This window comes from Pseudomonas sp. PDM31 (assembly GCF_019218965.1).
Lineage (GTDB): Bacteria > Pseudomonadota > Gammaproteobacteria > Pseudomonadales > Pseudomonadaceae > Aquipseudomonas.
On record NZ_JAHUWS010000004.1, the window covers coordinates 271,423 to 294,902 of the forward strand.

General features: G+C 58.3%; 23 protein-coding genes and 1 pseudogene. 10 read left to right on the forward strand and 14 right to left on the reverse strand.

Annotated elements, in window-relative coordinates; genetic code table 11:
• Positions 1 to 149 precede the first annotated feature (149 nt).
• The 4 genes from pip (at position 150) to mdoH (ending at position 6,254) form a co-directional block, all read left to right on the forward strand.
• Positions 150 to 1,121, forward strand: a complete 972-nt coding sequence (gene pip, locus KW839_RS10060) for a prolyl aminopeptidase (protein ID WP_060542592.1) — start codon at positions 150 to 152, stop codon at positions 1,119 to 1,121.
• The gene (gene dtd / locus KW839_RS10065) at positions 1,118 to 1,555 is read left to right on the forward strand and encodes a D-aminoacyl-tRNA deacylase (protein ID WP_060542593.1); all 438 of its coding nucleotides are present in this window, start codon (positions 1,118 to 1,120) and stop codon (positions 1,553 to 1,555) included. The genes pip and dtd overlap by 4 nt, the downstream gene beginning before the upstream one ends.
• Positions 1,556 to 1,906: 351 nt before the next feature.
• Complete coding sequence (locus tag KW839_RS10070; protein WP_256352597.1) at positions 1,907 to 3,691, forward strand: glucan biosynthesis protein G; 1,785 nt, start codon at positions 1,907 to 1,909, stop codon at positions 3,689 to 3,691.
• On the forward strand, positions 3,684 to 6,254 hold the full coding sequence (gene mdoH / locus KW839_RS10075; RefSeq protein WP_218424227.1) for a glucans biosynthesis glucosyltransferase MdoH: 2,571 nt from the start codon (positions 3,684 to 3,686) through the stop codon (positions 6,252 to 6,254). The genes KW839_RS10070 and mdoH overlap by 8 nt, the downstream gene beginning before the upstream one ends.
• 73 nt (positions 6,255 to 6,327) lie before the next feature.
• On the opposite strand, the gene KW839_RS28095 is transcribed toward mdoH, so the two are convergent.
• Positions 6,328 to 8,580 carry a YncE family protein gene (locus KW839_RS28095; RefSeq protein WP_218424228.1) on the reverse strand — a complete coding sequence of 751 codons (2,253 nt, stop codon included), beginning with the start codon at positions 8,578 to 8,580 and terminating at the stop codon, positions 6,328 to 6,330.
• Positions 8,581 to 8,920: 340 nt separating this feature from the next.
• On the opposite strand from KW839_RS28095, the gene KW839_RS10085 reads away from it, so the two are divergent.
• From KW839_RS10085 to KW839_RS10095, 3 genes are all read left to right on the forward strand, one after another.
• The gene (locus tag KW839_RS10085; RefSeq protein ID WP_218424229.1) at positions 8,921 to 9,718 is read left to right on the forward strand and encodes a transporter substrate-binding domain-containing protein; all 798 of its coding nucleotides are present in this window, start codon (positions 8,921 to 8,923) and stop codon (positions 9,716 to 9,718) included.
• A 131-nt stretch (positions 9,719 to 9,849) separates the two neighbouring features.
• Positions 9,850 to 10,809 carry an amino acid ABC transporter permease gene (locus tag KW839_RS10090; RefSeq protein ID WP_060542596.1) on the forward strand — a complete coding sequence of 320 codons (960 nt, stop codon included), beginning with the start codon at positions 9,850 to 9,852 and terminating at the stop codon, positions 10,807 to 10,809.
• Positions 10,802 to 11,536, forward strand: a complete 735-nt coding sequence (locus KW839_RS10095) for an amino acid ABC transporter ATP-binding protein (RefSeq protein ID WP_060542597.1) — start codon at positions 10,802 to 10,804, stop codon at positions 11,534 to 11,536. Before KW839_RS10090 ends, KW839_RS10095 begins: the two co-directional genes overlap by 8 nt.
• 93 nt (positions 11,537 to 11,629) lie before the next feature.
• Here the strand turns inward: KW839_RS10095 and KW839_RS10100 are convergent, their stop codons facing one another.
• The 12 genes and pseudogenes from KW839_RS10100 to ubiE form a co-directional block, all read right to left on the reverse strand.
• Positions 11,630 to 12,484 (reverse strand): hypothetical protein, encoded by an 855-nt coding sequence (locus KW839_RS10100; protein WP_060542598.1) that lies wholly within the window; start codon positions 12,482 to 12,484, stop codon positions 11,630 to 11,632.
• A gap of 238 nt (positions 12,485 to 12,722) precedes the next feature.
• Positions 12,723 to 13,595: a methyl-accepting chemotaxis protein gene (locus KW839_RS28100; RefSeq protein ID WP_371318066.1), complete on the reverse strand. Its 873-nt coding sequence runs from the start codon at positions 13,593 to 13,595 to the stop codon at positions 12,723 to 12,725.
• Positions 13,578 to 14,639, reverse strand: a pseudogene (locus KW839_RS28105) (methyl-accepting chemotaxis protein); the annotation flags it as partial. The pseudogene KW839_RS28105 and the gene KW839_RS28100, both read right to left, overlap by 18 nt.
• A gap of 80 nt (positions 14,640 to 14,719) precedes the next feature.
• Entirely contained in the window at positions 14,720 to 15,427 is a 708-nt protein-coding gene (locus KW839_RS10110; protein ID WP_060542600.1) for a 16S rRNA (uracil(1498)-N(3))-methyltransferase, read from the reverse strand.
• The gene (gene tatC, locus KW839_RS10115) at positions 15,424 to 16,218 is read right to left on the reverse strand and encodes a twin-arginine translocase subunit TatC (RefSeq protein ID WP_060542601.1); all 795 of its coding nucleotides are present in this window, start codon (positions 16,216 to 16,218) and stop codon (positions 15,424 to 15,426) included. The genes KW839_RS10110 and tatC overlap by 4 nt, the downstream gene beginning before the upstream one ends.
• Positions 16,215 to 16,664: a Sec-independent protein translocase protein TatB gene (gene tatB / locus KW839_RS10120; RefSeq protein ID WP_218424231.1), complete on the reverse strand. Its 450-nt coding sequence runs from the start codon at positions 16,662 to 16,664 to the stop codon at positions 16,215 to 16,217. Before tatB ends, tatC begins: the two co-directional genes overlap by 4 nt.
• A gap of 10 nt (positions 16,665 to 16,674) precedes the next feature.
• Entirely contained in the window at positions 16,675 to 16,947 is a 273-nt protein-coding gene (locus KW839_RS10125) for a twin-arginine translocase TatA/TatE family subunit (RefSeq protein WP_056852243.1), read from the reverse strand.
• A gap of 25 nt (positions 16,948 to 16,972) precedes the next feature.
• Positions 16,973 to 17,305 (reverse strand): phosphoribosyl-ATP diphosphatase, encoded by a 333-nt coding sequence (locus KW839_RS10130; RefSeq protein WP_046816939.1) that lies wholly within the window; start codon positions 17,303 to 17,305, stop codon positions 16,973 to 16,975.
• Positions 17,298 to 17,699 (reverse strand): phosphoribosyl-AMP cyclohydrolase, encoded by a 402-nt coding sequence (gene hisI, locus KW839_RS10135; RefSeq protein ID WP_033045332.1) that lies wholly within the window; start codon positions 17,697 to 17,699, stop codon positions 17,298 to 17,300. Before hisI ends, KW839_RS10130 begins: the two co-directional genes overlap by 8 nt.
• 80 nt (positions 17,700 to 17,779) lie before the next feature.
• Entirely contained in the window at positions 17,780 to 19,384 is a 1,605-nt protein-coding gene (gene ubiB, locus KW839_RS10140; protein WP_060542603.1) for a ubiquinone biosynthesis regulatory protein kinase UbiB, read from the reverse strand.
• On the reverse strand, positions 19,381 to 20,004 hold the full coding sequence (locus KW839_RS10145; protein WP_218424232.1) for an SCP2 domain-containing protein: 624 nt from the start codon (positions 20,002 to 20,004) through the stop codon (positions 19,381 to 19,383). Before KW839_RS10145 ends, ubiB begins: the two co-directional genes overlap by 4 nt.
• Positions 20,004 to 20,774 carry a bifunctional demethylmenaquinone methyltransferase/2-methoxy-6-polyprenyl-1,4-benzoquinol methylase UbiE gene (ubiE, locus tag KW839_RS10150; protein WP_060542605.1) on the reverse strand — a complete coding sequence of 257 codons (771 nt, stop codon included), beginning with the start codon at positions 20,772 to 20,774 and terminating at the stop codon, positions 20,004 to 20,006. The genes KW839_RS10145 and ubiE overlap by 1 nt, the downstream gene beginning before the upstream one ends.
• Positions 20,775 to 20,928: 154 nt before the next feature.
• Between ubiE and KW839_RS10155 the strand changes: the two genes are divergently transcribed.
• The 3 genes from KW839_RS10155 (at position 20,929) to KW839_RS10165 (ending at position 22,669) form a co-directional block, all read left to right on the forward strand.
• Positions 20,929 to 21,204, forward strand: a complete 276-nt coding sequence (locus tag KW839_RS10155) for a polyhydroxyalkanoic acid system family protein (RefSeq protein ID WP_060542606.1) — start codon at positions 20,929 to 20,931, stop codon at positions 21,202 to 21,204.
• A 243-nt stretch (positions 21,205 to 21,447) separates the two neighbouring features.
• Positions 21,448 to 21,870, forward strand: a complete 423-nt coding sequence (locus tag KW839_RS10160) for a phasin family protein (protein ID WP_060542607.1) — start codon at positions 21,448 to 21,450, stop codon at positions 21,868 to 21,870.
• A gap of 10 nt (positions 21,871 to 21,880) precedes the next feature.
• A complete protein-coding gene (locus KW839_RS10165; RefSeq protein ID WP_060542608.1) occupies positions 21,881 to 22,669 on the forward strand; it encodes a phasin family protein in 789 nt (262 codons plus the stop codon).
• Positions 22,670 to 22,855: 186 nt separating this feature from the next.
• Here the strand turns inward: KW839_RS10165 and KW839_RS10170 are convergent, their stop codons facing one another.
• Positions 22,856 to 23,476, reverse strand: coding sequence for a TetR/AcrR family transcriptional regulator (locus KW839_RS10170; protein WP_060542609.1), 621 nt, complete (start codon positions 23,474 to 23,476; stop codon positions 22,856 to 22,858).
• Between the last annotated feature and the right edge of the window lie 4 nt (positions 23,477 to 23,480).

The window sequence follows — 23,480 nt, forward strand, 5'->3', positions numbered from 1 at the left end:
CCTGGATGAATGCGGCGCCTTCAGGTTCTTCGCGAGCAGGCTCGCTCCTACATGTGCATGCTCACCGACGTAATTCGGGTTTATGATGCCCAACGGCAGAATAATAGAAGTCCCCCCAGGGATGACCTCGACCCCTTACGGAGTGCGCAATGCAGACTTTGTACCCGCAGATCAAACCCTACGCCCGGCACGATCTGGCCGTCGATGCAACTCACACCCTCTACGTCGACGAAAGCGGTTCACCGGCAGGTTTGCCGGTGGTGTTCATTCACGGCGGCCCCGGCGCCGGTTGTGATGCCCAGAGTCGTTGTTTCTTTGACCCCAACATCTATCGCATCGTCACCTTCGATCAACGCGGTTGCGGTCGCTCCACGCCTCACGCCAGCCTGGAAAACAACACCACCTGGGATCTGGTCGCCGACCTGGAGCGGATTCGCCAGCACCTGGGCATCGACAAGTGGGTGCTGTTCGGCGGTTCGTGGGGTTCGACCCTGGCACTGGCCTACGCGCAAACCCATCCGGAGCGTGTGCACGGCTTGATCCTGCGTGGGATATTTCTCTGCCGTCCACAGGAAATCGAATGGTTCTATCAGGCCGGTGCCAGCCGTCTGTTCCCCGATTACTGGCAGGACTACATCGCGCCAATCCCATTGGACGAGCGTGACGACTTGCTCACCGCCTTCCACAAGCGCCTGGTTGGCAACGATCAAATTGCCCAGATGCATGCGGCCAAGGCCTGGTCGACCTGGGAAGGCCGCACCGCGACATTGCGCCCGAACCCGCTGGTGATCGATCGTTTCTCCGAGCCGCAACGTGCATTGTCCATTGCCCGCATCGAATGCCATTACTTCAGCAACAACGCCTTCCTTGAGCCGAACCAGTTGATTCGCGACATGGGCAAGATCGCCCACTTGCCGGGTGTGATCGTGCATGGCCGTTATGACGTGATCTGCCCGTTGGATAATGCCTGGGAATTGCACCAGGCCTGGCCGAACAGCGAGTTGCAAGTCATTCGCGACGCCGGCCATGCCGCCTCCGAACCGGGGATCACTGACGCACTGGTGCGGGCCACCGACCAGATGGCGCGGCGCCTGCTCGACTTGCCGCCCGAAGAAGCATGAAAGGCTTGTTGCAACGCGTGCGCGGCGCGCGCGTCGAGGTAGCAGGCGAGGTGGTGGGTGCCGTCGATCAGGGCTTGCTGGTTCTGGTTGCAGTGGAACCGGGGGACACCCGGGCGAGCGCCGACAAACTTCTGCATAAGCTGCTTAACTATCGGGTGTTCAGTGACGCCGAGGGCAAGATGAATCTGTCCCTGGCGGATGTGGGCGGCGGGCTGCTGCTGGTCTCTCAGTTCACCCTGGCCGCGGACACTAAAAGCGGGCTGCGTCCAAGTTTCTCGACCGCGGCCCCTCCTGCTTTGGGCGAGGAGCTGTTCGACTATCTATTAAGCAAAGCGAAACAGGTGCATGGCACTGTGGCATCAGGTAGATTCGGCGCGGATATGCAGGTGCACCTGGTCAATGATGGCCCGGTCACCTTCCTGTTACAGACCTGAAAGCGCTTGAAACAACTTTTTAAGCTCATTTCCACTGAAAACAGGGGCTTTTCGCGATAAATACTTTGTTACGCCTGATGCGTTGTAACGCGGCCTGCTAGATAATCGCGCGCTACGGGGATCGGCGTTCGTTGGTCCATTTTGACTTAGGTAGAGACTTGTCCGGAACCGTTTGGGGAATCATTTTGCCTCATCGGAGTCGGAACAATGCTCGCCAACTTGGCAAGAGTGGTTTGTGAGGTCGGGTTTTTCAGGCTCGGTAACGCACAGGCCCGTCAACTGGCCGTTGGTTTTTTGATCTGTTTTCGGCGAGGGTTGCTCGTGATTGTTAGTCCCTGTAATGCACCAAGAATGTCTGCCAAACGGTTTCGTAGCGCTCTGGTAGCGGGCTCAGCCCTGCTCTGCCTGCTCAGCGCCGGCCAGCTTTGGGCATTCAGTCTGGATGATGTCTCGGTCAAGGCAAAAGAGCTGGCCGCGCAGAAGTACGAAGTACCGCGCAGTAACCTGCCGAACGAATTCCGCGAAATGAAATTCGCCGACTATCAGAAGATCCGTTTTCTGACGGAAAAAGCAGAATGGGCCGACCAGAAGACGCCATTCAAGCTGTCGTTCTACCACCAGGGTATGCATTTCGATACGCCGGTGAAAATCAATGAAATCACGGCGAACACCGTCGAAGAGATCAAATACGACCCGAGTCGTTTTGATTTCGGCGATTTGCAGTTCGATCCTAAAGCCACCGAGCAACTGGGTTATGCCGGTTTCCGTGTGCTTTACCCGATCAACAAGGCCGACAAACAAGACGAAATCATGACCATGCTCGGCGCGAGTTATTTCCGCGTCGTGGGCAAAGGTCACGTCTATGGCCTGTCCGCTCGGGGCATGGCAATCGACACCGCCTTGCCGTCCGGCGAAGAGTTTCCGCGTTTCCGTGAATTCTGGATTCAGCAGCCGAAGCCGGGCGACAAGCACCTGGTGATTTTCGCGCTGCTGGATTCCCCACGGGCCACCGGTGCCTATCGTCTGACCCTGCGTCCGGGCAGCGACACCATTGTCGACGTCAAGGCGCAGATGTTCCTGCGTGACAAGGTCGGCAAACTGGGTATTGCGCCACTGACCAGCATGTTCCTGTTTGGTGCCAACCAGCCGTCGAAAGTCCTCAACTATCGTCGTGAGCTGCACGACTCCAGCGGCCTGGCGATTCACGCCGGCAACGGCGAATGGCTGTGGCGCCCACTGAATAATCCGAAACACCTGGCGGTGAGCAACTTCTCGGTCGAGAACCCGCGTGGTTTCGGTCTGTTGCAACGTGGTCGCGACTTCAGCCACTACGAAGACCTCGACGACCGTTACGACAAGCGCCCAAGCGCCTGGATCGAACCTAAGGGTGACTGGGGCAAAGGTACCGTCGATCTGGTAGAGATTCCGACCGCCGACGAAACCAACGACAACATCGTGGCTTTCTGGAATCCGGAAAAACTGCCAGAGCCAGGTCAACCGCTCGACGTTGCTTACCGTATGCACTGGACCATGGACGAAGCCTCGATTCATGCGCCTGACAGTGCCTGGGTCAAACAGACTCTGCGCTCCACTGGCGACGTCAAGCAGTCCAACCTGATTCGTCAGCCGGACGGCAGCGTTGCCTATCTGGTGGACTTCGAAGGCCCGTCCCTGTCGGCATTGCCTGCAGATACGGAAGTTCGCAGCCAGGTGAGCGTTGGCGACAACGCTGAACTGGTGGAAAACAGTGTGCGCTACAACCCTGAAACCAAGGGCTGGCGCCTGACCCTGCGGATGAAGATCAAGGACCCGAGCAAGGCCACCGAGATGCGCGCTGCGCTGGTGCAGAACATCGTACCGGCGGACCTGGCCAAGACCTCGGTTCCAGCGTCCAACTCGTCGGTTGCCAAGGCCGACAAGGTTGCCGCCAAGCAACAGGAGAAAGCGGACAAGGAAGCCAAGCAAGCGGAGGCCAAACAGGCCGAGACCAAGCCGGTTGCTGATGCCAAGGATCAGGCCAAAAAAGACGCCAAGCAGCCTGCCGCTGCCGACGCGGTCCCAGCCACACCGGAATCGGCCCCGACTGAAGAAGTCCTGACCGAGACCTGGAGCTATCAGTTGCCTGCCGATGAGTAATTCTCAAGTACAGCCAGAGACGCTTTCCGAGTATCTGGCGCATCTGCCCATGACCGACGAGCAACGCGCGGAACTCGCGGGTTGCAAGTCCTTCAGCGAGTTGCACGAGCGTTTGTCGTCCTCGATGTTCGACGCTCCGACCGAGGCCGTCCAGGCTTCGGTCGGCAAGCGCCTGACCCTGAGCACCGCCGAAGAGTTGCAGGACGCCGAAATGCTGGCGCTCGACGCCAGCGGTCGCGTTTGCCTGAAGGCGACGCCGCCGATTCGTCGGACCAAGGTTGTGCCGGAGCCGTGGCGCACCAACATTCTGGTGCGCGGTTGGCGCCGGATGACCGGACGGACCAATCCGCCGAAGCCGCCGAAGGATGAGCGAGTACTGCCGGCAGCGCGCTGGCGTACGGTCGGCTCGATCCGTCGTTATATTCTGTTGGTGTTGATGCTGGGCCAGACCATCGTCGCCGGCTGGTACATGAAGGGCATCATGCCGTACCAGGGCTGGTCGTTCGTCGACCTGAACGAAGTGCTGAACCAACCGTTGTTGCAGACTGCGACGCAAGTGCTGCCGTATGCGCTGCAGACCAGCATCCTGATCCTGTTCGGCATCTTGTTCTGCTGGGTGTCGGCCGGTTTCTGGACGGCGCTGATGGGCTTCCTCGAGTTGCTCACCGGTCACGATAAATACCGTATTTCCGGTAAAAGTGCCGGTAATGAGCCGATTCCCAAGGATGCGCGCACCGCGTTGGTGATGCCGATCTGCAACGAAGACGTGCCTCGGGTATTCGCCGGTCTGCGCGCAACGTTCGAGTCGGTTGCGGCCACGGGTGATCTGGATCGCTTTGACTTCTTCGTCCTCAGCGACAGTAACGACGCCGATATCTGTGTCGCCGAACAGCAGGCCTGGCTGGACGTCTGCCGCGAAGCCAAGGGCTTTGGCAAGATTTTCTATCGCCGCCGCCGTCGCCGCGTGAAGCGTAAAAGCGGCAACCTGGACGACTTCTGCCGTCGCTGGGGCGGTGACTACAAGTACATGGTCGTGCTCGATGCCGACTCGGTGATGAGCGGCGAGTGCCTGACCAGTCTGGTGCGCCTGATGGAAGCCACGCCGGACGCCGGGATTATCCAGACCGCGCCACGTGCGTCGGGCATGGATACCCTTTATGCGCGCATGCAGCAGTTTGCTACCCGCGTGTACGGTCCGCTGTTCACCGCCGGTCTGCACTTCTGGCAGTTGGGCGAATCCCACTACTGGGGTCACAACGCGATCATCCGCATGAAGCCGTTCATCGAGCACTGCGCCCTGGCGCCGTTGCCCGGTAAAGGCGCGTTTGCCGGTGCGATTCTGTCCCACGACTTCGTCGAAGCCGCGCTGATGCGTCGTGCCGGCTGGGGCGTGTGGATTGCCTACGACTTGCCAGGCAGCTACGAAGAGCTACCGCCAAACCTGCTCGACGAACTCAAGCGTGACCGTCGCTGGTGCCACGGTAACCTGATGAACTTCCGGCTGTTCCTGGTAAAAGGCATGCACCCGGTACACCGGGCGGTGTTCCTGACCGGCGTGATGTCCTACCTGTCGGCGCCGTTGTGGTTCTTCTTCCTCGTGCTGTCGACGGCGCTGCTGGCGGTCAACACGCTGATGGAGCCGCAGTACTTCCTTGAACCGCGCCAGCTTTATCCGCTGTGGCCACAATGGCACCCGGACAAGGCCATCGCGCTGTTCTCGACCACCATCGTGCTGTTGTTCTTGCCGAAGCTGTTGAGCATCATCCTGATCTGGGCCAAGGGCGCGAAAGAGTTCGGCGGCAAGTTCAAGGTGACCCTGTCGATGCTCCTGGAGATGTTGTTCTCCATGTTGCTGGCGCCGGTGCGGATGATTTTCCACACCCGTTTCGTTCTCGCCGCGTTCCTCGGCTGGGCCGCGACCTGGAACTCGCCGCAACGTGACGACGACTCCACGCCATGGAGCGAGGCGGTCAAGCGCCACGGTCCGCAAACCTTGCTGGGCTTCTTCTGGGCCTTGCTGGTGATCTGGCTGAACCCGAGCTTCCTGTGGTGGCTGGTTCCGATCGTCGGTTCGTTGATGCTGTCGATTCCGGTGTCGGTGATTTCCAGCCGCGTTGGCCTGGGCCTGAAGTCCCGTGACGAGAGCCTGTTCCTGATCCCTGAGGAATACAATCCGCCACAGGCGTTGCTGGCAACCGACCAGTACACCCATGAAAACCGCTGGCATGCGCTGAACGACGGCTTCGTTCGTTCGGTGGTCGATCCACAGCAGAACGCCCTGGCGTGCTCGCTGGCAACCTCCCGTCACGGGCAGGCCGAGCCGATCGAATGGCTGCGGATCGAACGGGTACGGCACGCCATGAAGGTCGGGCCTGACGGGCTGAGCAACAATGAGCGTGTGCAACTGCTGAGCGACCCGGTGGCATTGGCTCGCTTGCACGAGCAAGTGTGGAGCGAAGGTCACCCCGAGTGGCTGGCTGCGTGGCGCAAGTCGGTGAAAGCCGATCCCCATGCGCCGCTGCTGCCGCTCAAGCCGCTGAGTGCGCAGCCTCAGTTGGCATGATAAAAAACCCCGCTAAGTTAGCGGGGTTTTTTTTGGTGCCTGTGATTCACAATAGATGTCATTGTTGCTGCTGTTAAAGGGCAACTACTACGACTGTGTTGCTATTTTCTTGGGAGATGTAGGCCTTAGAGCCGTCAGGAGTAATGGCTATAAAAGCCCCCCCGCCCACCCAAATTTCTTGGATGATTTCATGCGTGTTTGTGTTGATAATTAATAAAAAATTACCTGAAACGACGTACGCTAGTGGCATGCTTGGGTGTGTTGCAATACTGCGAACGCTATCACGAGTGATCAGGTCGCCGATGACCGTATTGGTCGCGGTATCGATAATTACTAATTTGCTCCCGCCACAGTATAAGTATGGGCTGTGGGCGTTGGTTTGGGTCAAGGCAATTGTTTGGCTGGCGCTTGCCGGAATTCTCTCTATTATTTGCAAATCATTAGCGTCAAGAACCAGTACGTCATCTGATGATGGGTGCACTGAATAAAGGCAAGTATTACGGGGGCATAATGCCAGGGCGAAAGAGTCGATGTCATTCACGGCTAACTGATTTTCAGAAAGAGCGCGGAATCGTCTAACGGATCTATTATTAGCATTGTATACGTTTTCGCCATCTGTACTGAATTTCATGTCGAAGGTGCCAGTAAGGCCATCTAAGTCATGAGTCATCTCATAGGAATTCGTATTGTAGACATATGTGTATGAGTCTGCGTTGTCACATCCGTAGAGGTGCTGCCCGCGGGGATGAACAGCGATGGTCGTAGCCTTCCCGCGAGGTCGGGGTATAGTGTGTATTACGGTATTGCTTTTAGTGTCAATGACAGAAATGCTTTGGCTTCCACTGTTTGCTACAAAGACTTTCCCTCCGTCAATGCTAACTTCAACTTGTGTTGGGGAAGTTCCAACAGCAATGGTAGCGATGACTTTAGGCTCTCTTGCTATGTGATATTCGCGAACTACAAAAGGGACGGCAGAACTTATCTCGCCCGTTGCATTCAGCGAGACCAGGGCAATCACTTTAACTCCTTCGTCATGGGGCAGCGTATTCAGGTAGTCTGCCGGAATCAATTGTTCGATTCGCTTGGCATCAAACTCCAATTGACTCACGGGGACCCCGTCGCGCAGCGTATATTTTCCCTGGTTTCCTTCCAGGAAAATCCAGACTGCCAGGCCTGTTCGCATAAATGGAAACTCGGAGATCTGAACGGCGTGGCTGTCGCGCGGATCGAGCTTACCGTCTACAGCTCCGGGCACTTTCACCAAATCCATAGCCGAAGGCACCAGAGGTAGCACCTTCACTTGCAGAACATCCGACAATTTGCTTCTGCTACCACGCGTGTACTTGTAGCTTGCCGTGAAGTTTTGACCCAAGTTGGCCGCGATGACGTTGATATCCAAATAGAAATCAACCAAGCGCTTATCGGCATCACCATATTTTGGCGGGATCACTGGTGTTCCGGCGTCGGGCGTACCCTTGACGTACGCCTCGATCTCGTCGGTGCCGAGCATGTCGGGGTTGCGTACACGGAGCGTGAAAGTTCCCAACTCCAGGACTTTCATGGGGTCAATCGTGGCCGTGGCGGGATTGTCCAGGGTCGCTTCCAGTATCTCCGGCACGGGCAATTGCAGTGCCGAGCCGACCCACATCTCCACGACCTCGGAGCAGCGGGAGCTCTGCCCATCCACCAGCGTGTAGTAGATTTTTACAGGGCCATTCAGGTTCGCCAGGACAATCGCGCGATCAACGGTGAAATACAGGTCCTTGCCCTCCCAGATAAACTCAATCGGAAACTCCTTGGTGAAACTGCCTCCCGCCGCACGGCCTTCGAAATGCAGCCAAACAGAACGCCCGGCGATAAAGTCGGGGTGTGTCCGGGCGATGATCGTCGCATCAAACAGCGATTGCTTCGGGTCAAACACGAATTCCGGTGCCGGAGCTTCCACGATATCGACGCGCGGTAATTTTTCCGTGACGACATTGAGGTGCAGTGTTTCAGAGGGTAAATGCGTCCCTTGCTGGGTGATGATCTCGTAGGTAATTTTGAGGATTTTCAGGTTCTCGATATCGATGTCGCGCTCGTTGATCAAGCGAAAAATGATAGGGCCATTGCCTGTGGGCCTTGGAGGAAGGGTCCAGTGATACGGCATGCCGTCCTCACGGATACCATTCAATATGAGGAGGATGGCGTCAAGAGGGTTACCCTCGTGCGGCTCGATATTCACGGTGATCAGTGCCGATTTTTTCGGCAATTCGCCATTTGGGGCTTCAGTGACGGTGGCGGCCGGCAAGAGGGAAGTGGCTATATTGGGGGAGGTAGTAGACACGTTGAACTCCTTGTCAGTATTGGAATGAGGCCCTTGAGAGATGAGAATCCGACAGGGGCGCCTACCCAAGTAAATTCTTAAAAGCGCTAGCTGTGTAGCTGTCATAAATGACAGTTGCGACCAGTGGCTGCGACCCGATGCATAGGTCAGTACAGTTACTTTCATGGAATAACGGGCTTTTTTTGCCTGAACGTCGCCAAGCTCTTGTGCAAATGAACGAGTGCGTTAGCATCCATCCCCGAATTGGTGCGCCCGGATAATTTTTCTCCGTATTGGTGTGTTTCCTTACGGAAGCCACCATTTGCGCGCCTCATATCGCAATGGTTTTGGGGACTTGAAGATGAAGAAGTATCTGTCGATGCTGCTGGTCGGCGTCACGGCATTGGTTGCAGTCGGCGCGGCGCAGGCCGGTGCCATTGATGATGCGGTCAAGCGCGGCACCTTGAAGGTCGGCATGGACCCGACCTACATGCCGTTCGAGATGACCAACAAGCGCGGCGAGATCATCGGTTTCGAAGTCGACATCCTCAAAGCGATGACCAAGGCCATGGGTGTCAAGCTGGAGCTGGTGTCTACTGGTTACGACGGCATCATCCCGGCCCTGCTCACCGACAAGTTCGACATGATCGGCAGCGGCATGACCCTGACCCAAGAGCGCAACCTGCGCCTGAATTTCAGCGAACCGTTCATCGTGGTCGGCCAAACCTTGCTGATCCGCAAGGAGCTGGAAGGCACCATCAAGTCCTACAAAGACCTGAACACTGCCGACTACCGCATCACCTCCAAGCTTGGCACCACCGGTGAGATGGTCGCGAAGAAGCTGATCTCCAAAGCCAAATACCACGGCTATGACAATGAGCAGGAAGCGGTGCTCGACGTGGTCAATGGCAAAGCCGATGCCTTTATCTACGACGCGCCCTACAACGTTGTGGCTGTGAACAAGGTCGGCAACGGCAAGCTGGTATTCCTCGACAAGCCGTTCACCTACGAGCCCCTGGCGTTCGGCCTGAAGAAGGGTGACTACGACAGCATCAACTTCATCAACAACTTCCTGCATCAGATCCACGAAGACGGCACCTACGATCGCATCCATGACAAGTGGTTCAAAGACACCGCTTGGCAGAAGGACATGGAGTAAGGCTCGGTCAGATAGACCGCGTCGCGCCGAATCGCCAGCAGGCTGGCTCCCACAATGAAATGCATTCCCCTGTGGGAGCCAGCCTGCTGGCGATGACGGCCTCCAAGGCAACACAAATTCCGGAACCTGCAATGAAACAGAAAAAAGCCCAATGGCCCTGGCACGCCCTGACCGTGCTGGTGCTGATCGGTCTGGCCGGCGCGTTGTATTACGCCACCTCGCTGATGTCCTACGAATGGCGCTGGAACCGCGTACCGCAGTACTTCGCCTACCACGCCGAAGAATCCCAACGCGCCGCCGACATCTCCACCGTCAGCGAACTGGTGCGTAAAGGCGACAAGGCGCAAGTGACCCTGCGTAACGATGCAGGCGATGAACAACACCTGACCGTCGACGAAAACAGCCTGCAAGTCGCCCAGGGCGATGATGTGGCCGAAGGTGACGTGGTCGGCGTAACCCGCCATTGGGCCGCAGGACCGCTGATGTGGGGCCTCTGGACCACCTTGTGGCTATCGGTGGTCTCTGGTGTGCTAGGTCTGCTGATCGGCCTCGCCACCGGCTTGTGCCGCCTGTCGAACAACCCGACCTTGCGCGACCTCTCGACCATTTACGTCGAACTGGTGCGTGGCACGCCGCTGCTGGTACAGATCTTCATTTTCTACTTCTTCATCGGCACGGTGATGAACCTGTCCCGGGAGTTCGCCGGGATCGCTGCGCTGTCGCTGTTTACAGGTGCTTACGTAGCGGAAATCATCCGCTCGGGCGTGCAGTCGATCGCCCGTGGTCAGAATGAAGCTGCACGGTCCCTGGGCCTGAGTGCGGGTCAGTCGATGCGCCATGTGGTGCTGCCGCAAGCGTTCAAGCGCGTGTTGCCACCGCTGGCTGGGCAGTTCATCAGCCTGGTCAAGGACACCTCGCTGGTGTCGGTGATCGCGATTACCGAACTGCTCAAAAGCGGTCGTGAAGTCATTACCACGTCGTTCTCGCCGTTCGAAATCCTGTTCTGTGTCGCCGGCCTGTACCTGTTGATCAACCTGCCGCTGTCGAAAATCGCCAGCCGGCTTGAGCGGAGGCTCGCGCAAAGTGATTGAAGTCCGCGATCTGGTAAAAGTCTACGACACCCGTGGTCAGGTGGTGCGTGCGGTGGATAACGTCAGCACCACGGTGGCCAAGGGCGAAGTACTGGTGGTGATCGGCCCGTCCGGTTCCGGCAAGTCGACCTTTCTGCGCTGCCTCAATGGCCTGGAAGAGTTCGATTCGGGCTCGGTAAGCATCGATGGTCTGCAACTGGCTGACCCGAAAACCGATGTAAACGCGTATCGCCGCGAAGTCGGCATGGTGTTCCAGCACTTCAACCTGTTCCCGCACATGACCGTTCTGGAAAACCTTTGCCTGGCGCAGAAAGTCGTGCGCAAACGCGGCAAGAAGGAGCGTGAAGCCAAGGCCTTGGCGCTGCTGGAAAAGGTCGGGATTGCGCAGAAGGCCAACGAGTTTCCGTCACGCCTGTCCGGCGGTCAGCAACAGCGCGTGGCGATCGCCCGGGCGCTGGCGATGGAGCCAAAGGTGATGCTGTTCGATGAGCCGACCTCGGCGTTGGACCCGGAAATGGTCGGCGAAGTGCTGGATGTGATGAAGAACCTGGCCGTGGAAGGCATGACCATGGTGTGCGTCACCCACGAAATGGGTTTTGCCCGGGAAGTAGCCGATCGTGTGCTGTTCTTCGATCATGGCAAGTTGCTGGAAGATGCATCGCCAGCGCAGTTTTTCGATGCCCCGAAAGATCCGCGGGCTCAGGCATTTTTGCGCCAGGTTCTATAGCGCAAGCGCCTGTAGCCAGGTTTTTCAGCACGTCGCTTTGCCGTGAGCAGGCTCGGCGACGTGCGGGCGGATGCTGATATCAGCCGATATCAATTAGCTGCGCGCGCCTCTGGCCTTGTTAAGCTCAATGCATTTTTCGACGATGCCTGTGTCTTGAATGAAGTCTGCATTGATGATGTTGAAAACGCTATGTTGCGGATGGAACACGTCTGTCCAGACTTTCTCGCCGCGCCTCAGGCGCATTGGGCCTCCGGTGTTATAAATGGTCGCTGACAGTGAGCTGAATGTACTGCTGGAAACTCTTGCCCTGGCTCTGTTGATGAAACTTTCAAGTTGTGCTCGAGTTGTCTGATCGCCTTCCCATATGTGCTGGATGGTATTCCAGTAGGCGCCGCCTTCCCAGCAAATGATTACATTGCGATTAGGGTGGCTCTTTTTGATTTCGGCCAAAGTCAGGTTTCTTGCGGTGGGTGGGATCAGTAAATGATTCAGTTGGCTTAACTTGTTTCGAAAGCGTCCAATGCTGTCATTCAGATTTCTGCCACGGTCAAACTTGTGAATGTCCAGTATTATCAGCTCGCCACGATTTGACTCCGCGAACCTTTTGACCTCCGCAAGGCATTGGTCGAAATTTCTTCCAGGTAAACCATGTACACACTTGAACTCCTCGATGAATTTGTATCGAGGGACCTTCGAGCCACCAACATCTTTTCTGTAACTGTAGTCGGTAACGCGCAAATCGAGGACACGGGCACCCTGGTTCAATTGGGTGCCGAAAAAATAGTCCTGGCATGCCATCCAATTGCCGAAAACAGGATCCAGTGAGCCTTTATCCACACCGGAATTATGGGCAGAGGGTAGAGCGAGCTGGTGCACGCGCAGGTTCTTGATATGTTCATAGATGCCCGTCATCCAGGCATTGCCAAGTGTAAAATTTGTTACGTTCATGATGTTCACTCCTTGTGATTAGCCAACAACAAGCATGTCTATGCGTAATAATCGCGTCTGCGCTATTAACATAGTGCTTTGCTGTGGTTCCTTTGATTGAGGAGTGAACTTAGCATGCCGGGTTTTTGGTTTGTGTTCGGCGCCTTTGTATTCAGTTTTTCTACAGTCGTAAGTTAGTGTTTTTATATTGTTGAGTGAGGGAGGGCTTGTCCGCGTTGGGCAAGCCCTCTTTAAATATTCAAACTTTAAAGCGCCCCACCAACATTTGCAGATGTGTACCCAATCGCGCCAGCTCAACACTGGACGCTGCCGTCTCTTCACTCGCCGCCGACGTTTGGTCCGACACATCCCGTACGTTCAACACGCTTCGGTTGATTTCCTCGGCCACGGCGCTTTGCTGCTCGGCCGCCGCTGCAATCTGTTGGTTCATCGCCTGAATGGTCGATACGGTACGGGTAATGCTTTCCAGTGAAGTACCGGCACGGCGGGTCAGTTCGACGCTGCTGTCGGTCAGGTTGCGGCTGTTGTCCATGATGGTCGCCACTTGCTGGGTGCCGTTTTGCAGGCCGACGATCAGTTCTTCGATCTCTTCGGTGGACTTCTGGGTGCGCTGGGCCAGACTGCGGACTTCGTCGGCGACCACGGCAAAACCGCGCCCGGCCTCACCGGCACGGGCCGCTTCAATCGCCGCGTTGAGTGCCAGCAGGTTGGTTTGCTGGGCCACGGATTTGATCACGTCCAATACGCTGCCGATCTTGTCACTCTCGCGCTTGAGCTCACCCATGGCTTCGGTGGAGTTACCGACTTCCCTGGCCAGGCGCTCGATCTGGGCGATCGCTTCGCCGACCACCTTGTCGCCTTCGCGGGCCTGCTGGTCGGCGGCGACCGCCGCTTCGGATGCTTCCTCGGCGTTGCGTGCGACTTCCTGCACGGTGGCAGCCATTTCGTTCATGGCGGTGGCGACCTGATCGGTCTCGACTCTCTGACTGTTAACCCCGGCGCTGGTCTGCTCGGTGACGGCGGACAACTCCTCGGCAGCGCTGGCGATCTGGGTAACGCCATCACTGATCCCACCGATCAGTTCGCGCAGGCCCCGGGTCATGCCTTGCATGGCGCGTTGCAGTTGACCAAGTTCATCGCGGCGCAGGGACACAAGGTTTTGCGTCAGGTCACCGGCGGCCACGCGCTCGGCCACTGCCAGGGTCTGGTTCAGGGGGATGACGATTTGCCGGGTAATTGCCCATGCCGCCAGCAAGCCGAAGGCAATCGCCAGCGCGGTAACCAGGGTCAGCATGTTCTTGGCGTGAGCGGCATCGGTGTCGCGGACAACGGTTTGCGAAACGGTGAGTTTCTTGCTCAGGTCCAGCAGGATCTCGCCTTGGGCGGCCATGCGCTCCAGTGATTGGGTCGTGGCCATCTGGGAATCACTGAACTGGCTGACAGCGGCGCGATAGGCCTTGAGGGCGTCGGTGGCCTGTTGCAGGTTGGCCAGGTGCTCTTCGGGTAGTGTGGCTGGAAGGCTCTCGAGGTTTTTCAGGGCATTGTCGATGGCGTCCAGGGCGGGCTGTGCAGCTTCGCTCTTGCCGCTGTAGGTGTAGCCGCGTACCTGGAAGCGTGCCTGCTGGATCAGCTTGCTGAGGTTGATCACGCTGTTGAAGGCGCTCACGCTGTCGCCTTGCAGCATGGATTTTTCCACTTCGGCGACACGGGCCACGGCGGTGTCGGCAGTGGCGCCGAGTTTGCTGCGGGCGTCCTCGCGCTGGGCGCCTGCCCGGGTCATGTCGCTGAACGCGCGGCGGTACTCGGCGACAGCGGCCAGTTGTTGATCCACCATGGCGGCGTCAGCTGGTTGCTCAATCAGGCTGCGCGCGGTATGCAGGCCGGTTTCGAGCTTGCCTAACAGGTCGTTGACGGCTGCGGGGCCTTGCTCGCCGCGACGCATTTCATAGTCCATGCGCGCCAGGCGCAGATCCTTGGTCAGCTCGTTGACAGTGGCGATGAAACCTAGCTTGTCGCCACGGCTGATCACGCCGCTCAGACCGGACCAGCCGGTGAAGGTGATCAGCAGTGTCAGCAATAACAGCAGGCCAAAACCGATTCCCAGTTTGCGTTTGACACGTATGTGCCCAAGATTCTCGGCTAGCCAACTGTACATGCTACTTCTCCCCTGACCGCAAATTGGTTTTGTGGGGGGTATATCGGCGGCGCGCAGATATTCTGTAGGGCTGTGTGAATTTAGAAGAGGCGGGCCAATAGCGCGGTTACGGCGGTTTCGACGCGCAGGATTCGCTCGCCCAACTGCACCGGTTGCAGGCCGGACTTACCCAGCAGGTCGATTTCGTAGGGGATCCAGCCGCCTTCAGGGCCGATCGCCAGGGTCACCGGCTCGTTCAGCGCACGAGGGCAGGGCGGGTAGTTGCCCGGGTGCCCGACCAGGCCCAGGGTGCCTTCGCTAATCGCCGGCAGGCGGTCTTCGACAAACGGCTTGAAGCGCTTCTCGATAACAACCTGTGGCAGTACGCTGTCCCGGGCTTGTTCAAGGCCGAGGATCAATTGCTCGCGAATCGCTTCAGGCTCAAGGAACGGTGTCTGCCAGAAGCTCTTCTCGACGCGATAGCTGTTGACCAGCACGATGCGTGGCACTCCCATGGCGGCCACGGTCTGAAACACCCTGCGCAGCATCTTGGGTCGTGGCAGGGCCAGTACCAGGGTCAGCGGCAGCTTGGCCGGCGGCGATTGGTCGAGTGTGACGCGCAACTCCGCTTCAGCGGCGTCCAGGCGCAACACCTCGGCCGATCCCATCAGCCCGCCGATCCGCCCGACACGCATGCTGTCGCCGACTTCGCAGCGATGTACTTGCTGCATGTGAGTCAAACGACGGTCGCGCAGGACCACCCGGTCAGCCGCGATGAAGTCGGCCTCCTCGAGGAGCAGCAGGTTCACGCTTGAGTCGCTGGCGGCTGGTCGTTGTGATCGTCAGCCGGTTGGTCGTCCGGATGTTCGCCGCGCTTGCTGATCAGGCTACCGAACAGGATGCCAACCTCGAACAGCATCCACATCGGCACGGCCAGCAGTGTCTGCGAGAAGATGTCCGGCGGCGTCAGGATCATGCCGACCACGAAGCAGCCGATGATCACGTACGGGCGGATTTTCTTCAGGTATTTGACGTCGACCACGCCTATCCACACCAGCAGCACCACGGCCACCGGAATCTCGAACGCCACGCCGAAGGCGAAGAACAGCGTCATGACGAAATCCAGGTAGCTGCTGATGTCGGTCATCATTTCAACCCCGGCCGGGGTGGCGGCGGCGAAGAATTTGAAGATCAGTGGGAACACCAGGTAATAGGCGAACGCCATGCCAGCGTAGAACAGCAAAATGCTCGAAACCAGCAGGGGCACGGCGATGCGCTTTTCATGCTTGTACAGGCCCGGGGCGATGAAGCCCCAGATCTGATGCAGGATCACCGGGATGGCCAGGAACAGCGAGACCATCATGGTCAGCTTCAGCGGCGTCAGGAACGGCGACGACACGTCGGTGGCGATCATCGTCGCGCCGACCGGCAGGTACTCGCGCAGCGGCGTGGAGACGAAGGTGTAGATCTGCTGGGTGAAAGCGAACAGCCCGGCGAAGATGATGAAGATCGCCGCTACGCAACGCAGCAGGCGGGTACGCAGCTCGGTGAGGTGCGAAACCAGCGGCATGTGCTGGTCATTTTCAGGAAGGTCGCTCATGGGGCTCGCGGCGGCAAAGTGGTGTCGTTAGGCGTCGGCGTGGTCGGCGCGGCGGCTGGAGCAACAGGTTCTTCCGGGGTCGCCTCAACGACTGGCGCAGCTTCAGTTGTGGTGACAGCGGGCGCCGGCGCAGGTGTTGGCGCGGCGGCAGTGTGAATCGTCTGCGTTCCAACGTGTTCGACCGGCGTCGGCTCCTGCTGGGTCGGCGTGAAGATCTTCCGCGCCTCCTGCTCAAGCGACAGGATGTGTTCGTTGTGCAGTTGCCGACGAATTTCGTCGGCACCGATCTCACGTTCAACTTCCTGTTTGATCGCATTGAAGCTGCGCTTCAGTCGCCCGACCCACAGGCCTGCCGTGCGCGCAGCGCCCGGCAGACGCTCGGGGCCCAGCACCAGCAGGGCCACGAGGCCGACAAGCAGCAATTCAGAGAAGCTGATACCAAACATTAGTCAGTGCTCACACGTCTTTGCGGATCGGCTCTTCGACTTTCTGTGCCTGCACGTCGATGGTGTGCGGCTGGTTTACAGAGGCCTGTGGCTGAACCGGTGGAACCGGTTGGGCTGGGGTCGCGGTCGGATCGGCCGGTTTTTCGTCATCGTTCATGGCTTTGCGGAAGCCCTTGATCGATTCACCGACGTCGGTGCCAAGGTTTTTCAGTTTCTTGGTACCGAATACCAGTACCACGACAACCAGGATGACGACCCAGTGTTTCCAGTCAAAAATGCCCATGCTGCTGCTCCTCTCTAATCGTTATTCAGGCGGACGGGCGCGAGGCTTTCTCGGCGTGTCCGGACAGACCGAAACGACGGTCCAGTTCATCGAGTACAGCCTGTGGATGCTGCCCCAGTTGGGCGAGCATGACCATGCTGTGGAACCATAAGTCGGCAGTCTCGTAGATTACATCGCTGCAGTCACCGCTGACGGCGGCATCCTTGGCTGCAATGATGGTTTCGACCGACTCTTCGCCGACTTTTTCCAGAATCTTGTTCAAGCCCTTGTGGTACAGGCTGGCGACATATGAGCTGTCGGCGGCGGCGCCTTTGCGCTCTTCCAGCACTTGGGCCAGACGGGTCAGCGTGTCACTCATGTTTGTGTCCTGCGCAATAGATGGCGTGCGGATCTTTCAGGACCGGGTCGACAGTCGTCCAGTCGCCGTTTTCGAAAACGCGATAGAAGCAGCTCTGGCGACCGGTATGACAGGCAATGTCACCGATCTGCTCGACCATCAGGATAATCACGTCGGCATCACAGTCCAGGCGCATCTCGTGCAGGGTCTGCACGTGGCCGGACTCTTCACCCTTGCGCCACAGTTTGCCACGCGAGCGTGACCAGTAAATGGCACGGTTCTCGGCTGCGGTCAGTTCCAGTGCTTCACGGTTCATCCAGGCCATCATCAGGACGCGCCCGGTCTTGTGATCCTGGGCAATCGCCGGCACCAGGCCATCTGCGTCCCACTTGATCTCGTCCAGCCAGTTTTTCATTTTCGACTCCGACAGCGAACCCGACATTTCATGAGTCAGGCTCAACGTTGAAACAGTGTGCCAGTGCGCAGCACAACTGGCTATCGGCGTACGACCAGATACAAACCGACAGCCATCATGATGCCCGCCGGCCAGTAGGCCAGATCGTTCAACGGCCCGCCTGCGGCGAGGACCGCGCCACCGGCCAGATGGGCCGTGCCGAGCAGGCGCAGGAACCAGTCGTCGTGGCGACGGTGCCACGGTGGTGGCGGGTCGTAGGCGTGGGGCTGGGACATTCGTTCGAGCAGGTCGCGGGCCATGTTGGCCAAGTGCGGGATCTGTTCGAACTGGCTCTGCACATTGCCCAGTAGAGCTTTGGGGCTGACCCGTTCGCGCATCCAGCGTTCGAGGAACGGTTGCGCGGTGTTCCACAGATCGAGGTCCGGGTACAGCTGGCGGCCCAGGCCTTCGATGTTCAACAGGGTTTTCTGCAAGAGCACCAGCTGCGGTTGCACTTCCATGTTGAAGCGCCGCGCGGTCTGGAACAGGCGCATCAGCACTTGGCCGAAGGAAATATCTTTTAACGGTTTTTCGAAGATCGGTTCGCACACCGTACGGATCGCGGCTTCGAACTCGTTGAGTTTGGTTTCCGCTGGCACCCAGCCCGAATCGATGTGCAGCTGTGCCACGCGGCGATAATCGCGCTTGAAGAAAGCGAACAGGTTACGCGCCAGATAATCCTGGTCCTCCGGCGTGAGGCTGCCAACGATGCCGCAGTCGATCGCAATGTATTGCGGGCTCCACGGGTTCACGGTGCTGACGAAGATGTTGCCGGGATGCATGTCGGCGTGGAAGAAACTGTCGCGAAACACCTGGGTGAAGAAAATCTCCACGCCGCGCTCTGCGAGCATTTTCATGTCGGTGCGCTGGTCGGCCAGGGTGGCCAGATCGGTGACCTGGATGCCGTAGATACGCTCCATCACCAGTACTTTCGGCCGGCACCAGTCCCAATAGACTTGTGGTACGTACAGCAGCGGCGAGCCTTCGAAGTTGCGCTTCAACTGGCTGGCGTTGGCCGCCTCGCGCAGCAGGTCGAGTTCGTCGTAGATGGTTTTTTCGTAGTCCTGAACCACGTCGACCGGATGCAGCAGGCGCGCATCGGCGGAAAGTTTCTCAGCGGCGCGAGCGAGAATGAACAGCCACGCCAGGTCCTGGGCGATCACCGGTTTGAGGCCCGGGCGGATCACCTTGACCACCACTTCTTCGCCGGTTTTCAACTGCGCGGCGTGCACTTGTGCCACCGAGGCCGAGGCCAGCGGTTCGACGTCGAAACGGCTGAACACTTCACTGATTTTCTTGCCGAGCTGTTCTTCGATCAGCTTGACCGACACCTGCGAGTCGAACGGCGGCACGCGGTCCTGCAGCTTCATCAGCTCATCGGCAATATCCTCGGGCAGCAGGTCGCGGCGAGTGGACAGAATCTGCCCGAACTTGATGAAAATCGGCCCCAGGTCCTGCAGTGCCAGGCGCAGGCGCGCGCCACGGCTCAGGTCCAGGGTCTTGCGCGGGAACCAGCGCCACGGCAGCGCATACCGCAACGCCCGTAAAAACCAGGGCAGCGGCAGGGCGAACAGCAGGTCATCGAGACGGTAGCGGATCACAACGCGCTGGATGCGCAACAAACGGCGGACGGCAAGCAGCTTCATGCGTTATCGCTTGGGTCGAGGGATCGGGAAAGGCGCTCGAAGCGCGCCTCAAGTCGTTCCAGATCGAGTTTGATCCGGTCCAGTTCACTGAAGCGGGCCTCGGCTTCGCGCTGACCGACGAGGGTGCGCGATTCTTCGGCCAGGTAATCACCCAGGTTCTGGTTCAGGCTGGCGAACCCTTGCTGATACCAGCGGGCGCGGCTGCGCAGGTGGCCGCCGACCAGTTGCGTGGCGACCGGCCCCAGCCAGCGCGAGAGTTCGTACTCCCAGTCCAGCTCAAGGTCCTGAAGGATCGCCGCCAGTTCCAGCAGCACGCCGCTGTCACCGTCCAGTTCGACTTCCGGGGCGTGCAGCACCGCAGTCTTGTCCTTGCTTATCGCCAGTTTCAACAGGCTTGAGGCCGGTGCACGCAAGGTGCAATCGGCGCCGGTTTCCCACTGGGAGGCGAGCATCAGGCCTTCATCACTGGGCAGGATGAATAGTTGCAGCGCCGGGCTGCGGCAGTCGACGGCTATTACCTTGCCGCTCAAATGCGCCAACCGCGGCAGCGCCGTGCTGTCGAGGCGCAGCACCCGGTTCAGGCCGAGTTCAACGCTGGCGAGCAGGCCGGCGAGCAGCATCAGGGCTTGATGCCGCGGTGCAGGGCAACGATGCCTGCGGTCATGTTGTGATAGGTCACGCGGTCGAAACCGGCCTCGACCATCATCGACTTCAGGGTTTCCTGGTTCGGGTGCATGCGGATCGATTCGGCCAGGTAGCGATAGCTTTCCGAGTCGTTGGTGATCAGCTTGCCCATCAGCGGCATGAAGGCGAACGAGTAAGCGTCGTAGGCCTTGGACATCAGCGCGTTGGTCGGCTTGGAGAACTCCAGAACCAGCAGGCGGCCGCCTGGCTTGAGCACGCGCAGCATCGAGCGCAGGGCGTCTTCCTTGTGGGTCACGTTGCGCAGGCCGAAGGCGATGGTCACGCAGTCGAAATGGTTGTCCGGGAACGGCAGTTTTTCCGCGTCGGCCTGGACGAACTCGACGTTGCCGGCCACACCCAGATCCAGCAGGCGGTCACGACCGACCTTGAGCATGGATTCGTTGATGTCGGCCAGTACGACCTGGCCAGTCGGGCCTACCAGATGCGAGAACTTTTTGGTCAGGTCACCGGTGCCGCCGGCGATGTCGAGCACGCGGTTACCGCTGCGCACGCCGGACAGTTCGATTGCAAAACGCTTCCACAGACGGTGCATGCCGCCCGACAGAAGGTCGTTCATCAAGTCGTACTTGGCGGCTACCGAGTGGAAAACCTCGGCGACTTTTTCCGCTTTCTGGCTTTCCGGAACGTTTTTGAAGCCGAAGTGAGTGGTGGGTTCGGCATCGCTGCCTTTGCGCTGATCAGTCATATCGCTGTCACCAGAAGAGAATGCGCGCCATTCTAATCCCCAAGGCATGCTTTGTCTTGGAATGGCTAAAGGTAAGATAGGCAATCGCCGGGACGATTTGACGCAGCGCGGGTCAAATGTCCTGACCAAGCATTCATAAAGCAGGAGTCATTCAATGGCCCGAATTAGTGTTGAACGTGCCCACGGCCTGGGTAAGGAAGCGGCGCGCGAGAAGGCCGACCAACTGGCACAGAAACTCTCCGATCAGTATGGCCTGGAGCCGCAGTGGTCAGGCGATACCCTGAACCTCAAGCGCTCCGGGGTCAAAGGCGCGGTGCATGTCAGTGAAGATTCGATCAAGGTCGATGTCGAGCTGGGCCTGATGATGTCGGCCATGAGTGGCATGATCAAATCGGAAATCGAAAAGGCGCTGGATAAAGCCCTGGTCTGATTTGCGGCTGTAATGAGATCCCTTGTGGGAGCGGGCTTGCTCGCGAAGGCGGTGTGTCAGTGAGATTTTTATCAACTGACCCACCGCCTTCGCGAGCAAGCCCGCTCCCACATTTGTTTTGGGGTGCCGCCAGAGATTTATGTCGGTTGTTAGGGTGCCGTTTCTAATTTTTCTCCCTACTTTGTGCCAGAGCCCGACACCTATCCGGGCAGTTCCTCAAACCTTTTGCGCGTGAGGTGCACCATGGCCAAAGTTATTCTGAAGAAAAAAATCGACGCATCGACCAGCGCTCTGGGCGACGTCAAATCCTACGCCCGCAAGATCTGGCTGGCAGGGCTGGGTGCCTACGCCAAGGTCGGCCAAGAGGGCGGCGAATACTTTCAAGAGCTGGTCAAGTCCGGTCAAGCTGTTGAAAAGAAAGGCAAAAAAGTAGTCGCTGAGAAAATCGAAGCGGCCAATAGCGAGATCGACGAAGCCAAGAGCGAAGTCAGCACTTTCAAAGGCAAGGTTGAAGTTCAGCTCGACCGCGTCGAGAAGGCCTTTGACACGCGTGTCGCAAGTACCTTGAATCGTATCGGTATTGCGTCTAAACATGACGTTGAGACACTCTCTGCCAAGCTCGATGAGCTGACGGCATTGCTCGAACGCGTCGCGCGTAAATCTTAAGGAGAACGGGATGGCTGTTAAAAAGAACACCGAGAAAGAAGGCAGCTCGTGGATCGGGAAAGTCGAAGACTACTCCCGTAAGATCTGGCTGGCTGGCTTGGGTGTGTACTCGAAGATCGACACTGACGGCAGCAAACTCTTCGATGCATTGGTAAAAGACGGCGAGAAAGCCGAGAAGCTCACCAAAAACGCTGTTGGCAAAAAAGTCGACGCCGCCAAGGATTCCGCTTCTTCCGCCAAGTCGCGTATCAGCGACGTGAAAGATCGTGCCCTGGGCAAATGGGATGAGCTGGAAGGTGCTTTCGACAAGCGTCTGAACAGCGCCATTTCGCGTCTGGGCGTGCCAAGCCGCAATGAAGTCAAGGCTCTGCACAGCAAGGTTGATACCCTGACCAAGCAAATCGAAAAACTGACCGGTGCCAAGGTTGCGCCTGTTGCGGCCAAAACCGCGGCAGCCAAGCCAGCAGCTAAAACCGCTGCCAAGCCACTGACCAAGGCGGCTGCCAAGCCTGCGGCGAAAACTGCCGCTGCCAAACCTGCTGCAGCCAAAGCAGCGGCCAAGCCGGCCGCCGCCAAGCCAGCGGCTAAAACTGCAGCAGCCAAACCTGCAGCCAAACCGGCCGCAAAAAAACCTGCAGTGAAGAAGCCGGCAGCTCCGAAGGCCGCCGCAGCAAAACCAGCAGTGCCTGCCGCCAAGCCGGCAGCACCAGTCAGCGCATCGAACTCCGCTACCGCGCCGACCCCTGCTGTGACCCCGACTGTCGCGCCAGCTCCATCGACGCCAACCAGTCAGTCCTGATTCTTCAGGGCTCAAGAAAACGCCCGGCCTGCGAAGGTCGGGCGTTTTTTTATGCGTCGCATATCCCCTGTAGGAGCGAGCATGCTCGCGATGGTCGTCAACGATAACGCGGGCTTCCTGAATGCCTGCGGCGCCCTCAGGTTTTTCGCGAGCAGGCTCGCTCCTACAGGGACTGCATTGTCAGAGTTATCCGTGCTCGTCGAGATACTGCATCGCCATCTGCTCAGTCGCAGCCTTGAGCGACGGCAAAAGGTGTGGTGCCACCAGCATCATCACTTGATAAACCACCAGTCGCACTTCACCTTCGCGATCGAGAATTCGCTGATAGTCCAGGGAAAACAGCAGCGTCATGGTGGTCTGCTCCACCAGCTGTCCCAGCGCCTGGGTATCGCTGACCACCAGCCCCCGAGCCTGCAATCGCGCGAGCAACGACGCCATGGTGCGCTTGAGTGCATTGAGCAGATTACGAATGCCCTTGGCCAGTTTCGGCAGGCGTCCGGCGAGGTTGGACAGGTCCTGAAACAGAAACCGGTAGTGCGCCAGGCGTTCTACGATCAGGTGCAGGAACAGCCAGTAATCCTCTGGCGCCAGCTCGACATCGGCCGGTGGATCGAGCAGCGGTGAAAGCTCGCTCTGAAAGCGTTCGAACAACGCAAGAATCAGCGGTTCCTTGCCGTGGAAGTGGTAGTACAGGTTGCCCGGGCTGATGCCCATTTCGTTGGCAACTTCCATGGTCGAGACGTTCGGTTCACCCTTCTGGTTGAACAACTGCAAGGCACATTCGAGAATCCGGTCGCGGGTTTTCATCCAG

Excerpts from the sequence above, each read along its gene's own strand:
- pip (WP_060542592.1), top strand. The coding sequence starts at position 150 with ATGCAGACTTTGTACCCGCAGATCAAACCCTACGCCCGGCACGATCTG.
- dtd (WP_060542593.1), top strand. The coding sequence starts at position 1,118 with ATGAAAGGCTTGTTGCAACGCGTGCGCGGCGCGCGCGTCGAGGTAGCA.
- KW839_RS10070 (WP_256352597.1), top strand. The coding sequence starts at position 1,907 with ATGTCTGCCAAACGGTTTCGTAGCGCTCTGGTAGCGGGCTCAGCCCTG.
- mdoH (WP_218424227.1), top strand. The coding sequence starts at position 3,684 with ATGAGTAATTCTCAAGTACAGCCAGAGACGCTTTCCGAGTATCTGGCG.
- KW839_RS10085 (WP_218424229.1), top strand. The coding sequence starts at position 8,921 with ATGAAGAAGTATCTGTCGATGCTGCTGGTCGGCGTCACGGCATTGGTT.
- KW839_RS10090 (WP_060542596.1), top strand. The coding sequence starts at position 9,850 with ATGAAACAGAAAAAAGCCCAATGGCCCTGGCACGCCCTGACCGTGCTG.
- KW839_RS10100 (WP_060542598.1), bottom strand. The coding sequence starts at position 12,484 with ATGAACGTAACAAATTTTACACTTGGCAATGCCTGGATGACGGGCATC.
- KW839_RS28100 (WP_371318066.1), bottom strand. The coding sequence starts at position 13,595 with ATGCAAGGCATGACCCGGGGCCTGCGCGAACTGATCGGTGGGATCAGT.
- tatC (WP_060542601.1), bottom strand. The coding sequence starts at position 16,218 with ATGAGCGACCTTCCTGAAAATGACCAGCACATGCCGCTGGTTTCGCAC.
- tatB (WP_218424231.1), bottom strand. The coding sequence starts at position 16,664 with ATGTTTGGTATCAGCTTCTCTGAATTGCTGCTTGTCGGCCTCGTGGCC.
- KW839_RS10125 (WP_056852243.1), bottom strand. The coding sequence starts at position 16,947 with ATGGGCATTTTTGACTGGAAACACTGGGTCGTCATCCTGGTTGTCGTG.
- KW839_RS10130 (WP_046816939.1), bottom strand. The coding sequence starts at position 17,305 with ATGAGTGACACGCTGACCCGTCTGGCCCAAGTGCTGGAAGAGCGCAAA.
- hisI (WP_033045332.1), bottom strand. The coding sequence starts at position 17,699 with ATGAAAAACTGGCTGGACGAGATCAAGTGGGACGCAGATGGCCTGGTG.
- ubiB (WP_060542603.1), bottom strand. The coding sequence starts at position 19,384 with ATGAAGCTGCTTGCCGTCCGCCGTTTGTTGCGCATCCAGCGCGTTGTG.
- KW839_RS10145 (WP_218424232.1), bottom strand. The coding sequence starts at position 20,004 with ATGCTGCTCGCCGGCCTGCTCGCCAGCGTTGAACTCGGCCTGAACCGG.
- ubiE (WP_060542605.1), bottom strand. The coding sequence starts at position 20,774 with ATGACTGATCAGCGCAAAGGCAGCGATGCCGAACCCACCACTCACTTC.
- KW839_RS10155 (WP_060542606.1), top strand. The coding sequence starts at position 20,929 with ATGGCCCGAATTAGTGTTGAACGTGCCCACGGCCTGGGTAAGGAAGCG.
- KW839_RS10160 (WP_060542607.1), top strand. The coding sequence starts at position 21,448 with ATGGCCAAAGTTATTCTGAAGAAAAAAATCGACGCATCGACCAGCGCT.
- KW839_RS10165 (WP_060542608.1), top strand. The coding sequence starts at position 21,881 with ATGGCTGTTAAAAAGAACACCGAGAAAGAAGGCAGCTCGTGGATCGGG.
- KW839_RS10170 (WP_060542609.1), bottom strand. The coding sequence starts at position 23,476 with ATGAAAACCCGCGACCGGATTCTCGAATGTGCCTTGCAGTTGTTCAAC.